This is a genomic window from Spiroplasma sp. DGKH1 (genome assembly GCF_040940205.1).
Taxonomy (GTDB): Bacteria; Bacillota_I; Bacilli_A; order Mycoplasmatales; family Mycoplasmataceae; genus Spiroplasma.
Genome location: NZ_JASTWG010000004.1, coordinates 117,303 through 132,118 on the forward strand (window position 1 = coordinate 117,303; position 14,816 = coordinate 132,118).

Sequence of the window (14,816 nt, forward strand, 5' to 3'; positions counted from 1 at the left end):
ATTTGGTTGTAATTAATAATCCTAAACAACAAATTAAAACATAAATTTTTTCGTGTTGTTATTTAGTTTTTATTGATATAATGAAAGAGAGAAAAACATGAGGAGACAAGGAGGCTATTTATGAATAAAAAAAATGAAATAATTGATATTAATGCTTTAGAACATAAATTGTCTGCGGATGCCAATGAACCCAAACGAGTAAAACCAAAATACCAAACCCCGTTAGAAATGATGAAGGGAATTAAAAAACCAGAGATTGGCTTTTTTAAATTAGTAGCGATTTATTATAAAAGATATTTACTACGGTCATTCACAATTATATTAGCCTTGGTAATTTCAGCTGTGGCAATAGTAGCGATTACCTACTTAATTGGTAAACTAATGGATGAAATTTTATTTTATTTTGGTAAGGATCCAAACTTACAGAGCACGGGGATTAGTTGATGAGTCTGACTAATTATTATTATAGTAGATTTAATTGTTGCGTTAATTTCAACTAATGTTCGTGAGCGAGTTGGCGGAATGCTAGGGCGAACTATTGAAATTGATATTCGAAATGCGGTTTTAAATAACTTAGTTAATTTAAATATCGGTTACTATTCTGATAAAAAAATTGGTGAAACAATTACCAAGTTAATTAATGATACCCAAACAATTGGTGATGAGTCCCAGTTAACACCGGCCAATTTAATTAGCATTCCGATTATTTTCTTTGGGAGTGCAATTTCATTGTTAAACATTGATTGAAAATTAGCATTAATTTGTTTGGGATCAACTTTAGTATTTATGACTGCTATTGCGGTAACTTTCCGTTCACAAGCAGTTGAATCAGAAAATGTTAAAGCAACCATTACAGATGTTAATGGGGATGTTACCGACCGGATTGGGGCGGTGGCTTTAATTAAAGCCACAGGAACTGAAGAATATGAACGAGTACGTTTTGAAACAATTCATAAGGAATATTACCGTGTTAATAAAAAATTAAACCGGATTCAAGCGCGGATGACCACAATTATTATTATTTGTGCCTTAGCTTTAACTGTCATTGTTTTGGTTGCTAGTATTGGATTATATGGAGGAAAAGGAAAAGAAAGTACTGACCATATGATTCGTATTTTACCTTCGTTTATTACTGGTGTTAATACTTTGGCCTTTCCCATTTGAACATTAGTCGGGTTAGTACCTGGGTTAGCGCGCGCGACAGCATCAACAAAACGGGTAATGCGGTTAATTCGGGTTTCTTCAACAATTAATCCTAACTTAAATGCTCCTAAAGTAGAAAGTATTGAAGGAGACATTGTTTTAAAAGACATTACCTTTGAATATCCTGAAAAACCAGGAGTTACCATTTTGCCCAAAACAAATCTTGTTTTCGAAGCTGGTAAAAGTTATGCCTTTGTGGGAGAGACCGGTAGTGGAAAGTCAACAATTTCAAAATTATTATTACGTTTTTATGATCCAACGACTGGCGAAGTCCTAGTTAATAATACTGATTTAAAAACTTTGAATTTACCAAGTTATTTATCTCACATTGGCTATGTTGAACAAGAACCAAAAATTTTATACGGTGATGTTATTTATAATGTTAAATATGGAAAATTTGATGCCACTGAAGAAGAAGTGATTGCCGCCTGTAAAAAAGCAGAATTACATGATTTAGTAATGGGATGAAGAGATGGTTATCAAACAATTTTAGGAGAACGGGGATTTATGCTTTCTGGTGGTCAAAAGCAACGGTTAGTAATTGCCCGGATGATTTTAAAAAATCCCCAAGTTTTAATTCTTGATGAAGCAACCAGTGCATTAGATAATATTGTTGAAAAAGAAATTCAAGCCGAGTTAGAAAAATTAATGGTTGGTAAAACAACAATTTCAATTGCCCACCGGTTAAGTACTATTAAAAATGCAGATCAAATTTTTGTGTTAGGAAAAGGAACTGGAATTATTCAACAAGGAACCTTTAAAGAATTAATTAGTAAAGAAGGACCATTTTTACAATTGTACAAAGCTGGTAACCAAACCGAATAATTGTCGTGATTTTACCAAAAATTACCAAAATTTATTTTAGAAATTTTATAAATAAAATGAGACCATTGTTTCTTTTCTGAATAATTATTAAAATTTTAATTAGATAAGGAGGAAACTTATGAAAAAATTGCTTTCATTTTTTGCGTTAGCAAGTATTATTACTGGACCAAGTGGAATGCTCGTGAGTTGTCATAACCCTCAATCATTAAGCAAGATTACTGATGAAATTGTTGCTATTAATGATGGTTTTCGTGAATTACGTTATGATCCAATGAACCAAATTTTTGTTTCATTAAACTTTAGTGAAGTAATTCCTTTACATGACAATGATAAGATGTTAGATTTTATGACAGGTATGTTAGGAATTAATGTCCAAGAAGATAAAATTGATGATATCATTCCGTTTCCCACCCAAAAAGATTTGTATGTGACAACAAATCCTCAAGAATTATTTTTCCCTGAACATCCATTAATTCAAGAAGTTTTTAAAGGTTTAAAAAAACAAATTACAGTCAAAAATGTTGCTTTTAATGTTAGCCACTTTACCATTAAAACAATTGATAATAGCCAAATAACTTTCTTTTGAAATTATTTATATTTAAATGCCACAAGATAGTTATTATTTAGCAAAGAAATTCCTCTTTGCTTTTTATTTGCCGATAATATTGCCTATTTTCTTACTGAACAGCATATTAATTCTAATGGTCTGGAAAAATTATGATAGAATAAATATGAATGTTTTATTTAAAAAGGAAAAAGGAGAAATACAATGGCGGCAAGTGATAAAAGAATTGTCAAAAAACATGGTAAAAAAGCTGATCGGATTATGGCAATGGATAGTGCGATGCAAGCATTGTCAGATGAACAATTACAAGCAAAAACAGCAGAGTTTAAAAAAAGATTATCAGAAGGTGAAACATTAGATGATTTATTAATTGATGCTTTTGCAGTTGCGCGGGAAGCAGCGCGCCGAATCTTAGGTTTACACGCGTATCGAGTGCAATTAATCGGAGGAATTGTTCTCCACGAAGGTGATGTTGGTGAGATGAAAACCGGAGAAGGAAAAACTTTAACAGCCTTAATGCCAACCTACTTAAATGCGTTAGATGGTAAGGGAGTTCATGTTATTACTGTTAATGAGTACTTATCAAAACGGGACTCGGAAATTAATGGCCAAGTTTTAAATTTCTTAGGTTTAACCGTTGGATTAAATTTGCGTAGTGGTAATAAAAATGAAAAACGTGCTGCTTATAGTTGTGATGTTACTTATACAACGAATGCTGAATTAGGATTTGATTATTTACGTGATAATATGGTGAAAGAATATGGTGATAAAGTTCAACGAGGTCTAAATTTTGCAATTATTGATGAAGCTGACTCTATTTTAATTGATGAATCACGAACACCATTGATTATTTCAGGAGGAAGAAAAAACCGTACTCCGCAGTATATGGCTGCTGATCAATTTGCCAAATCATTGAAAAAAGATGATGATGTGGAAATTGATTTAGAAACTAAACAAGTTTATCTAACCCCTGATGGAATTACCAAAGCTGAAAAAATGTTTTCAATTAATTCATTGTTTGATATTCAAAATACTGAATTATACCATTTAATTTTAAATGCCTTAAAAGCTAATTTTGTCTTTAAAAACGGGGTCGAATATGTTGTTCAGAATGGTGAAATTGTGTTAGTTGATCAATTTACAGGACGGTTAATGCCCGGGAGAGCATATAGTGATGGGTTACACCAAGCTATTCAAGCAAAAGAAAATGTTAATATTGAACAAGAAACTGTCACAATGGCAACCATTACTTACCAAAACTTTTTCCGACTATATAATAAATTAAGTGGGATGACGGGGACTGCAAAAACAGAAGAAGAAGAATTTATTAAAATTTATAATATGCGAGTTGTCCAGATTCCCACTAATAAACCAGTAATTCGGAAAGATGAACCAGATTACATGTTTGCTAATCGTGATGCTAAAATGAAGGCTTTAATGGCAGAAATTTTAACCTTGCATGAAAAGGGCCAACCAATTTTAATTGGGACAACTTCGGTAGAATCTTCTGAAATTGTTTCACACTATTTAAAAAATGCTAATTTAAAATTTGAAATGTTAAATGCGAAAAACCATGAGCGTGAAGCGGACATTATTGCTAAGGCTGGTGTCAAAGGAGCAATTACCTTAGCTACCAATATGGCTGGACGGGGAACCGATATTAAACTTGGCGATGGTGTTGTCGAGTTAGGCGGATTAGCTGTTTTTGGTGTTGAACGAAATGAAGCCCGAAGAATTGATAACCAGTTACGTGGACGTTCAGGTCGGCAAGGGGATCCTGGTTTTTCAAGATTTTATGTGGCGATGGATGATGAATTAATGCTCCGTTTTGGCGGTGAACGGTTAAGAAAAATTTTTGGCCGTTTAGGTAGTGACTTTATTCAATCACGAATGTTAACAAGAGCAATTTCAAATGCCCAAAAAAAAGTTGAGGGAATGAACTTTGATCAGCGAAAAAATATTTTAGATTATGATAATGTTTTGGCCCAACACCGCGAAGCGATGTATGCTCGCCGAGATCAAATTTTAACTGCTAGTGATTTAAAACCAATTATAAAAAAAATGCAATATTCTGCTGCGTACGATTTAACCAGAATGTTTGGGAATGAATCACATGGGGAGTGGTTTATTCGCTACGATGATTTAATTAAAGGAATTAATGGAAAGGTTGTTATTGAAAATTCAATTACGAAAGCAGATTTGGAAAAATTAAACCGTCAAGAAGTTGCTAAGTTAATTAGTGAAAAAATGTATGAGTTTTATTTAAAAAGAACAGAAGATGTTCCCGCTGATGTGATGACCCAAATTGAACGGGGCGTAATCATCATGGCTTTTGATGAATATTGAACCCAACATATTGACCAAGCTTCAAAATTACGAAGCGGAATTTATTTGCGTAGTTATGCCCAAACTAACCCATTACATGCTTATGTTGAAGAAGCAGCTAAATTGTTTGAACATATGCAATTAACAATTGCCCATGATGTTGTTATTAAGTTAGCTAATGTTGTAATTCGCCGCGTTGAAAATCAAGCGCAAGTTGACCCGTTAAATGATTCAGAACAAGAAGTTCGTGAATTTAAACAAAAAGGTTAGTATCAAAATTATTGTAAAGGGGTGGTAAAATGAGTTTTGCTCTAAGTGTGAAAGAGGAAGTTGTTAAAAAATCATTTGCGCCTTGCTGTCAGAAAGCTTTTCTGGGAGGATTCACTAAATATAATATGAAATTAAATATTAGTGACCATTATTTTAATTTTGAAGTTAGTTCAATTAGCAACCCAGTTATTCGAGCAATATATACTTTTTTTCGCCATTCTTTTGATGCTGAAATTGAAACTATTATAGTGCAATCAAATAAATTAAAAAAACATAAAACATTTATTTTAAAAATTAAAAAAAATACTCGTTATATTTTAGAGGCATTACATGTTTATGATTTTGCTCACCACCAAAAAATTATTGAAATTCCTGATGATTGAGAAGAGCATTGCCAACGAGCTTATATTGCTGGAATTTTTGTTGCTTGTGGAAGCGTTAATTCACCGGATACTAGCAACTACCATTTAGAAGTTCAGTTTAGTGAAGAACCTTCAGCGTTATATTTTAAAAAATTATTAAGTAAATACCGTTTTTTATTTAAAATCACTAAGCGCCATGATAAATATGTCTGTTATATTAAGAAATCTTTTTTGGTTTCTGATTTTTTAAAGTTGATTGATGCAATTAATAGTGTCTTAGCCTTTGAAGACACCAGAATTTCACGGGATATGACTAATAGTATTAATCGTCTAAATAATATTGAAATTTCTAATCAACAAAAATCAACGAAGGCCGGAATTGAGCAAGTGATGATGATTAACTATTTAGTTGATCATAATCTTTTTGATGAACTTAACGAAAATACTAAAAAATTAGCGTATCAACGGCTTGCTAATCCAGAATCATCTTTGCAAGAATTATCTGATCTTTTATATGATAAGTATAATTTAGAATTATCAAAATCAGGGGTAAACCACTTATTCCGGGAAATTAAAAAAATATATTATGAAAATTTAAAATAATTAATCAATCGGAGAATAAGTTAGATATTCATCATATTCAGGAGTTTCATGTAATTTTTTTCAGCCTCCATCAAGAATATAAACTTTAAAATTATGTTTTCGTAATAATTTATATAAATCTAAGTGACTGTGCCCCCCTTGGGAAATAAACAAGATTTTTTTATTTTTATCAATTTTTTTATGATAAAGTAATTTAAATAAATGGTGGGGAACATTGATGCTGTTAATAACATGGCTTTCCTTTCAATCTTCTTTTGGTCGCACGTCAACTACTAGTCATTTTGGAGCAACAATAATTTTAGGTAATTTTTTTAATTGTTTAGTATTATATTTCATCTGAAAAGAACTAAAAAACATCCAAGCATCCTCCATTTCTAATTAATATTATTATAGCATTTAGAATTAATAAAAATGGGAATAATAAATTAAGTTATTTACTTTAATAATATGATGAGTATATAATTAAAATGTTATTTAAAAATAATATAGAAAGAGATGGTAAACAATGAGAAAACCAATTATTATTGGAAATTGAAAAATGCATAAAACAGTGGGAGAAACTGTTGATTTTATTCAAGCAGTTGATAAAGAAGTTGCTGGAATCGCAGTGGAAGCCGGAGTGGGAGTGCCTTTTACAAGTTTAGGGGTTGCGAAAGAAAACGCAAAAAATTTAATTATTGCAGCCCAAAACTGTCATTTTGAAAGTCAAGGGGCCTTTACCGGGGAAATCTCAGTTGAAATGCTACAAGATTTAAACATTACACATGTTATTATTGGTCACTCTGAACGCCGGGAAATGTTTAATGAAACAGATGAAACTGTTAATAAAAAAGCAAAAAAACTATTAGCGAAAGGAATGGTCCCAATTATTTGTTGTGGGGAAACCTTAGCTCAGTATGAAAAGAAACAAACAAATGAAGTTGTTACTCGTCAAATTGAAAAAGCTTTAGCAGGTATTAATGAAGAAGATGTTAAAACAATTGTTATTGCTTATGAACCAATTTGAGCTATTGGAACCGGGAAAACTGCCACTGCACAAATTGCCCAAGATGTTTGTCGGGTAATTCGTGATAAAATAGCTAGCTTATATGATGATGTTGTTGCAAATGATGTTCGGATTCAATATGGGGGTAGTGTTAAACCAGATAATATTAAAGAATTATTAAGTCAAACTGATATTGATGGTGCTTTAGTTGGTGGTGCTAGTTTAGAACCTAGTTCATTTTTGAGTTTAGTAAAATAATAAGTTAACTAATAAAATTGCTATTGGAAAATAGCAATTTTATTTTGTTTAAATTATGATAAAATTAAAGTAACATAGGTGGTCACAGGAATGGAAACTATTAAAGTATCATTTTTAATTGATGAATTAACTAATATTTATAATACTTATAAAATCCCGAGTTTACAAAATAATATTATGATTTGTTTGGATATTTTAAAGTATTATGATTTTAATGATGATAATAATCGCAAATTTGCAGGTTATGTTTTAAGAATGATGTATGTTTTAAAAGCAAAATTAGAAGATAATATTGATCTCACAACGGATTTATCTAATTTAGTTGGGAAAGGTTATGCCAGTGGGGATAAAAGAAGTGTTTTTCATCGCCGTGAAGACAAAGACCCTGGCGAATTTGAAAGCGAAATTGAAGAATTTATGACACGGAATTATTTTGATGAAGAATATGAACGCTTGAACCGGACAATTATTAAAAATAAAACAAAATTAGTTGGTTCAGAAAATAATTCAGTTGTTGGTTATAACTATCAAAAGTTATTAGTTAATACTATTACATTACTTGATTCTACTGAATTGGTTTTACGATTACAATTAATTGTTTTACAACTGATTAAACCATTAAACACCAATAAAGAAATTTACCAGGATAAAATTATGGTTCTTAATAACCAGGTTGAAACAACAATTACCAGTCGTAATAACTATTTAGAAAGATATAATCAATTAAACAAGACAAATTTCTAAAAGTATAGTAAAATTAAATATATATCATATTTAGAAAATACGGAGGGATATATAATGAAACCAGAATTAATCCAATTATTACAGGAAATTAAGCTAAAAATGAACGATGAGAAATTGTTTGATTCATTTTTAGGTGAAATTCTTAATGAAGCAAATTATAATAACTATTATGAACAATCAGTTGCGAATGAAGAAATTGCCGAGCAACTAGTCGAAATTTATTTTATTGAAATTTATAAAGATGATGAAGAATTAACTGATTTAGAAGATAAAATCATGAAAATTCTATTTTACTTAGAAGGTGATGAAAAACTGGTAAGTAGTTATAGTCAATATATTGATACCAAAGTATCAGAAATGAAAAAAGAATTAAAATAAAATAACAAAAAAGAGTGTTCAGTTGATAACTCTTTTTTCTTTTCGGATTTTTATTTTTAAAAAATATTTATTTAATTAACTTTCTATATTACAATATTAGATAGAATGAGTTTATAAGAGGAGAACTATCAAAAATGAGCAAAGATAAAATAATTGTTAAAGGGGCCCGGGAAAATAATTTAAAAAACATCAATGTTGAAATTCCCAAAAATAAATTAGTTGTTTTTACTGGATTATCAGGAAGCGGAAAATCTTCCTTAGCATTTAATACAATTTATGCCGAAGGACGACGACGATATATTGAAAGTTTGTCTAGTTATGCCCGCCAGTTTTTAGGAGGCAATGAAAAACCCGATGTTGATGCTATTGAAGGATTATCCCCGGCCATTTCGATTGATCAAAAAACAACTAGTCATAATCCCCGCAGTACGGTGGGAACTGTGACAGAAATTTATGATTACTTAAGATTATTATATGCCCGGGTAGGAACCCCTTATTGTATTAATGGCCACGGAGTTATTAAATCCGTGACAATTAAAGAAATTATTAATAATTTAAAACAACAAGTAAAAACAGATGATAAACTAATGATTTTATCCCCAATTGTTCGTGATAAAAAGGGAAGTTTTAAAGATCTCTTTTTACGATTAAAACAAGAAAGCTTTTTACGAGTTAAGGTTAATGATGAAATTAAATCCTTAGATGATGAAATTGAATTAGATAAAAATAAACGTCAAAATATTGATATTGTTATTGATCGAATTGTTTTTCGCGATAATGAAGATATGATTAGCCGGATTCATGATGCCATTGAGATTGCTTTAAAATATGGCGATTCGTTAGTTAAAATTGATTTGCTTGATCACAACAAAGAATTATTATTTTCAACCAATTATTCATGTAGTATTTGTGGTTTTGTAATTCCTGAGTTAGAACCGCGATTATTTTCATTTAACTCCCCAACCGGTGCTTGTTATGAATGTAAAGGTTTAGGAGTTAAATTAGAAGTTGATGAAGAGTTATTGATTCCGAATCGGCGTTTAACAATTTTACAGGGAGGAATTGTTTATTTAAAAAATATTGTTAATACAACTAATATTGAATGACAAAAATTTAAAGTATTAGCTAATCACTACCATATTCCGTTAGACCAACCAATTGAAGACTTACCCCGAGAACAACTACAATATTTAATTCGTGGTAGTGATGAACCAATTGAATATAACATTCGCACTGCTAGTGGAAATACTATGCGCGGATATGATTATATTGAAGGAATTGGCCAGTTAATTGAGCGGCGTTATACCGAAACAACTAGTGAATTAGCTCGTGAATACTATAAACAATTTATGGCTGATAAAAAATGTACTACTTGTCAAGGAAAACGGTTAAATGAACTGCCCTTAGCAGTTAAAATTAATAATTTAAATATTGCTGATTTTACTGATTTATCAGTGGAAGATGAACTACAATTTGTTTTAAACCTAAGCTTAACGGAAACCCAACAAGAAATTGCCCGGTTAATTATTAATGAATTAGTTAACCGCCTTGATTTCTTGAACCGGGTTGGACTTAGTTATTTAACATTGTCAAGAAATGCCCAAACTTTATCCGGGGGGGAAGCCCAGCGGATTCGTTTAGCAACCCAAATTGGGAGTCAACTAACGGGAGTTTTATATGTGTTAGATGAACCTTCTATTGGTTTACACCAACGGGATAATGACATGCTAATTGATACTTTAAAAAGTTTACGTGATTTAGGAAATACCTTAATTGTAGTTGAACATGACGAAGATACCATTATGGCTAGTGACTATATTGTTGATATTGGTCCCGCTGCAGGAATTAATGGTGGCCAAGTCGTTGCGATTGGTACTGTTGATGATATTATGGCTAACCCTGAATCAATTACTGGGAAATATTTAAAAGGAGAAGAAACGATTGAAGTTCCGAAAACCCGTCGGGGCGGCAATGGTCTTACTTTAGAAATTAAAGGAGCTCGGGAAAATAATTTAAAAAATATTAATGTGACGATTCCCTTAAATAAATTTATTTGTTTAACTGGTGTTTCAGGAAGCGGAAAATCAACTTTAATGAATGAAATTTTATGAAAAGGAATTAAAAAGAACCTTGGTAATTTAACTGAACGTCCGGGTGCCCATGATAAAATTGTTGGAATTGATAATATTGATAAAGTTATTAATATTTCACAAGATCCAATTGGGAAAACACCCCGCAGTAACCCAGCCACTTATACTTCTGTTTTTGATGATATTCGAGATTTATTTGCCGGAACGCCAGAAGCCAAAGCCCGTGGTTATTTAAAAGGAAGGTTTTCATTTAATGTCCCTGGTGGGCGATGTGAAAACTGTCAAGGTGATGGGATTATTAAAATTTCAATGCACTTTTTACCGACAGTTTTTGTGCAGTGTGAAGTGTGTGAAGGAAAACGTTATAATGATGAAACTTTAATGGTAAAATACAAAGAAAAAAATATTTATGATGTGTTGGAAATGACCGTTGACCAAGCATGTGTCTTTTTTGAAAAACAACCAAAAATTAAACAAAAATTAACCACAATGCAAGAAGTTGGTTTAGGGTATATTAAATTAGGTCAATCCGCAACAGAATTATCCGGGGGGGAAGCCCAACGGGTAAAATTATCAACCTTTTTATTAAAAAGAGCAACTGGAAAAACATTATTTCTATTAGATGAACCAACCACTGGTTTACATATTGATGATGTTAAAAGATTACTAAAAGTTTTAAACCGGATTGTCGATAATGGCGATACGGTTGTTACGATTGAACATAATTTAGATGTTATTAAAGTTGCTGATTATATTATTGATTTAGGACCAAACGGTGGGGTTGGTGGGGGCCAAGTTGTGGCTACTGGTACCCCCGAACAAGTTGCCAAAAAAACTGATGTTAGTTATACCGCGAAATATTTGCAAAAAATGTTGGAGAAATAAGAGAGAAAATGAAAGTACAGAAGAAAATTGTTAAAGCGCAACCGTTTCAAGATGAATATCAGCTCAGTAAGTTACTAGCTGAAAAATATGATAATATTCAAAACAAAATTAAGGTAATTAATATCGTTGGAACTAATGGAAAGGGTTCAACTTCGAATTATTTACAAAAGCAACTAATTCCCCATTATGAGCAAGTGGGCCTTTTCACATCCCCCGCGTTTTTAAATCATAATGAGCGAATTAAAGTTAATAATGATTATATTAGTGATGATGATTTAAAAAGGTTACTAAAAAAGATTCACCCTGATGTTCAAACTTACCACTTAACTTTTTTTGAAATTTGAACATTAATGGCGATTCTTTATTTCATTGAGAAAGATGTTAAAATTGCGATTATTGAAGCAGGCATTGGTGGTGTTCGTGATGCGACAAATGTTTTTGCAAACCAATTATTAGTAGCGTTAACATCAATTGGTTTTGATCATACTGAAGTATTAGGAACCACACTTGAAGAAATTATTGCGAATAAAGTACAAATTCTTAAAAATAATAACCCTTTAATTATTTCAAATAGCTGTAAGAAATATTTAAAAACTATTAGTAAATATGTTAATAAAGAACAAATTATTATTAGTGATAAATATTTGAAAGCAATTAATTACTATCAACAATATAATGTTGGATTAGTTATTAAAATTATGGAATTTTTAAAATTAACAATTAATTATGAAATTTTTAAAATTATTCCGTTATTAGGTCGATTTACGATTTTAAATAAAAATCCTTATTTTATTATTGATGGTGCTCACAATCCCGAAGGGATTAACGCCTTAATTCAAACGTTTGATATTTTAGATATTGATAATGATAAAGAAACGCTTGTTTTATTTGCTTCTTCTAGTAAAAAAAATTATCTTGAAAATTTAAAATTACTAAAAAACCATTTTAATAGTAAGTTATATATTACAACATTTAAGCATCCGTTGGCCTGAAATCTTAAAGATGTTAATTTTAACAATAAAGTTTATAATTGAAAAAAATTTATTATTCAAAATCAGGATAAAAATATTTTGGTGTGTGGATCATTATATTTTATTCCGCTGGTTTATAGTTTTTATTTAGAAAGGACGTGAAAATAATGTTTTATATTTTAACAAGTTTTGGGGCGGGGGTTTTGATTGCTACTTTTTTTGGCCTTGCCAGTTGATTAGATCGTAAAAATATTCGGAAAATTAATATTTTAGTAATTACCGTAAGTAGTATGCTTGTAGCCTTATCAACCGTATTAACTAATTTTATTGGATATAATATTTCAATTGCCGGCGTGGGAGTTATTAAATTAGCTTTAGGTAACTTTTTAATTTTTGTCATTGGGATGTTATTTGGCCCTTTTATGGGTGTTTTATCGGGAATTGCCGCTGATTTAATTGGATCATTAATTAATATTGCGGGAAGTTTCCACTTAGGATTTACTTTTAATGTTGTTTTATATGGCTTTATGGGTAGTTTAGTGTTTATTTTCCGTAGTAATAAAGCATGATATTGAAAAGCAGTTATTTTATATCTCCTAACTTTTAGTTTAATTTCATTTGGTCTAAATACCTTATGGTTATATGCAATTGGCTGAACTCAAATTATTGCTTGACCAATTTTTCAAGCAAAATTAATTAAAATGCCAATTGAAATGGTAATATACTTACCAATTACCTTATCATCATTTGTGGTAATGTACAAACTAATTATGCTACGCCATAACTTAGATTTATGGGTGATTCGGACAGGAGAACTTAATTTAAACTACTTTAATTTCCGAAAACAAAAGTTAAATCAACAATAGTTAAAAATTGTTGATATGTGTAAAACTTAAAAATATCTCATAAATACTCATAATATTCTTTTTTTAGATGTGGATAAGTCATAAATAAAATAAAATTGTTAATTTAATATTTACACTTTTTTAATTAATTTGTAAGATTAGAATGGATTGTGAATTAATTTATAAAATGTGTCATTAAAATATTAAATAAGTGAAATTAACAGAATAGTGGAGAATTTAAGAGTATGAAGATAGAATCAGAAGTTACGTATCTAGTAAAACGAGACTACGACTTAACAAATTATGATCGTTTAATTGTATTATATTTGTATCGTCCAATTATTGGGCACCAGGCTCATGCCCTATATTTAATGTTAGTATATGATGACATTGAATTAGATATCAACACTAAGTATGGCTCAGAACATTTCTTAGCAATCTTACAAATGACATATGATGAATTAATTAAAGCAAAACATCAATTGGAAACAATTGGCTTATTGAAAGTTTTAAAGCGGGAAAAGGGAACCCATTATATTTTAAAACCCCAGCTTCCCATTACACCTGATGCTTTCTTTTCAAATCCGGTGTTATGTAGTTACTTATCGGATAAATTAGGACATCAAAATTTCTTATTAATTAAGGATAAGTTTTTAAAAAATGATAAATATATTGATATTACTAGTGAATCAACAGCCTTGCAAAATCCTAATCTTTTGTTAAATATTGATTTTATTTATATTGATAAGTATTTGGCTGGTAAAAACGCCAACAGTAAATTATATTTACCTTACAAGGACAAGATTGTTCAATTAGCAAATTATTATCATATTTTAACAAAAGATATTGCTAACTTTATTTATCAAGCAATCAGTGTTGAAAACAAAACAAGAATTTTTAGTTATCATAAATTCCAAATGTTATTATCAGATTTTTACCAAAAAGAGACTTTGAAAAAACAAGTTAACGGCGAACAGTTAAACTTAATTATTGATGAAGAAAATGTTGTTAGCCCATCTAGTATGAAGGAAGCTAAAATTAAGGAAATGGCCACAATTGACCCAATTGAATATTTAACATTATTGCGAGATAATGTACGACCAACACCGATTGAAATTGATATTATTCGGGATTTAATTTTGAATTATCAGTTAAAAAATGGCGTTGTTAATTGCTTAATTGAATATGTCTGATTTAAGAATAATAAACGAATTGAACGAAGTTATTGTGAAAAAATTGCAAATACTTTTAATCAGTTAAAAATTACCACGGTTAAAAAAGCAATGGATCATTTAAAAGAAGCATATGTTAAAAGCCAACGGGCAAAAACAACCAAAAATGCCATTAAAACAAATAGTCAAGCGACCCGTAGTTTTAGTCAGGACTTAAAGGCGAGTGAAATCAAAAATTTGGATTATGTACAATTATATGAACAATCAAAACCAGATTTTTCAGGAGAAAAAATTGATGAGAAGCAATTAATTGAGGAATTAAAAAATTTATAGGA

The 14,816-nt window shown here is 30.5% G+C and carries 12 protein-coding genes; 11 read left to right on the forward strand and 1 reads right to left on the reverse strand.

The features are described 5' to 3' along the window. The first annotated feature begins 120 nt into the window (after positions 1-120). The 4 genes from QPK10_RS04155 (at position 121) to whiA (ending at position 6,153) form a co-directional block, all read left to right on the forward strand. A complete protein-coding gene (locus QPK10_RS04155; protein WP_368486762.1) occupies positions 121-2,028 on the forward strand; it encodes an ABC transporter ATP-binding protein in 1,908 nt (635 codons plus the stop codon). A gap of 118 nt (positions 2,029-2,146) precedes the next feature. After that, positions 2,147-2,644, forward strand: a complete 498-nt coding sequence (locus QPK10_RS04160; RefSeq protein ID WP_368486763.1) for a hypothetical protein — start codon at positions 2,147-2,149, stop codon at positions 2,642-2,644. Positions 2,645-2,797: 153 nt separating this feature from the next. Continuing rightward, the gene (secA, locus tag QPK10_RS04165; RefSeq protein WP_368486764.1) at positions 2,798-5,188 is read left to right on the forward strand and encodes a preprotein translocase subunit SecA; all 2,391 of its coding nucleotides are present in this window, start codon (positions 2,798-2,800) and stop codon (positions 5,186-5,188) included. Positions 5,189-5,217: 29 nt separating this feature from the next. Beyond that, positions 5,218-6,153, forward strand: coding sequence for a DNA-binding protein WhiA (whiA, locus tag QPK10_RS04170; protein ID WP_368486765.1), 936 nt, complete (start codon positions 5,218-5,220; stop codon positions 6,151-6,153). Here whiA and QPK10_RS04175 read toward each other — a convergent pair whose 3' ends face one another. After that, positions 6,154-6,510, reverse strand: coding sequence for a rhodanese-like domain-containing protein (locus QPK10_RS04175; RefSeq protein ID WP_368486766.1), 357 nt, complete (start codon positions 6,508-6,510; stop codon positions 6,154-6,156). A 148-nt stretch (positions 6,511-6,658) separates the two neighbouring features. Here QPK10_RS04175 and tpiA point away from each other — a divergent pair, with 148 nt between their 5' ends. The 7 genes from tpiA to QPK10_RS04210 all read left to right on the forward strand — a co-directional run bounded on the left by tpiA (position 6,659) and on the right by QPK10_RS04210 (position 14,814). Then, the gene (gene tpiA, locus QPK10_RS04180) at positions 6,659-7,396 is read left to right on the forward strand and encodes a triose-phosphate isomerase (RefSeq protein ID WP_368486767.1); all 738 of its coding nucleotides are present in this window, start codon (positions 6,659-6,661) and stop codon (positions 7,394-7,396) included. 90 nt (positions 7,397-7,486) lie between these two features. Further along, a complete protein-coding gene (locus QPK10_RS04185) occupies positions 7,487-8,140 on the forward strand; it encodes a hypothetical protein (RefSeq protein ID WP_368486768.1) in 654 nt (217 codons plus the stop codon). Between the two features lie 54 nt (positions 8,141-8,194). Next, positions 8,195-8,518, forward strand: a complete 324-nt coding sequence (locus tag QPK10_RS04190) for a hypothetical protein (RefSeq protein ID WP_025317745.1) — start codon at positions 8,195-8,197, stop codon at positions 8,516-8,518. Between the two features lie 134 nt (positions 8,519-8,652). After that, positions 8,653-11,493: an excinuclease ABC subunit UvrA gene (gene uvrA / locus QPK10_RS04195; protein ID WP_368486769.1), complete on the forward strand. Its 2,841-nt coding sequence runs from the start codon at positions 8,653-8,655 to the stop codon at positions 11,491-11,493. 8 nt (positions 11,494-11,501) lie between these two features. Next, entirely contained in the window at positions 11,502-12,632 is a 1,131-nt protein-coding gene (locus tag QPK10_RS04200; protein WP_368486770.1) for a folylpolyglutamate synthase/dihydrofolate synthase family protein, read from the forward strand. Continuing rightward, positions 12,632-13,330 (forward strand): folate family ECF transporter S component, encoded by a 699-nt coding sequence (locus QPK10_RS04205; RefSeq protein ID WP_368486771.1) that lies wholly within the window; start codon positions 12,632-12,634, stop codon positions 13,328-13,330. The genes QPK10_RS04200 and QPK10_RS04205 overlap by 1 nt, the downstream gene beginning before the upstream one ends. Before the next feature lie 224 nt (positions 13,331-13,554). Then, positions 13,555-14,814, forward strand: coding sequence for a DnaD domain protein (locus QPK10_RS04210; RefSeq protein WP_368486772.1), 1,260 nt, complete (start codon positions 13,555-13,557; stop codon positions 14,812-14,814). Positions 14,815-14,816 lie beyond the last annotated feature (2 nt).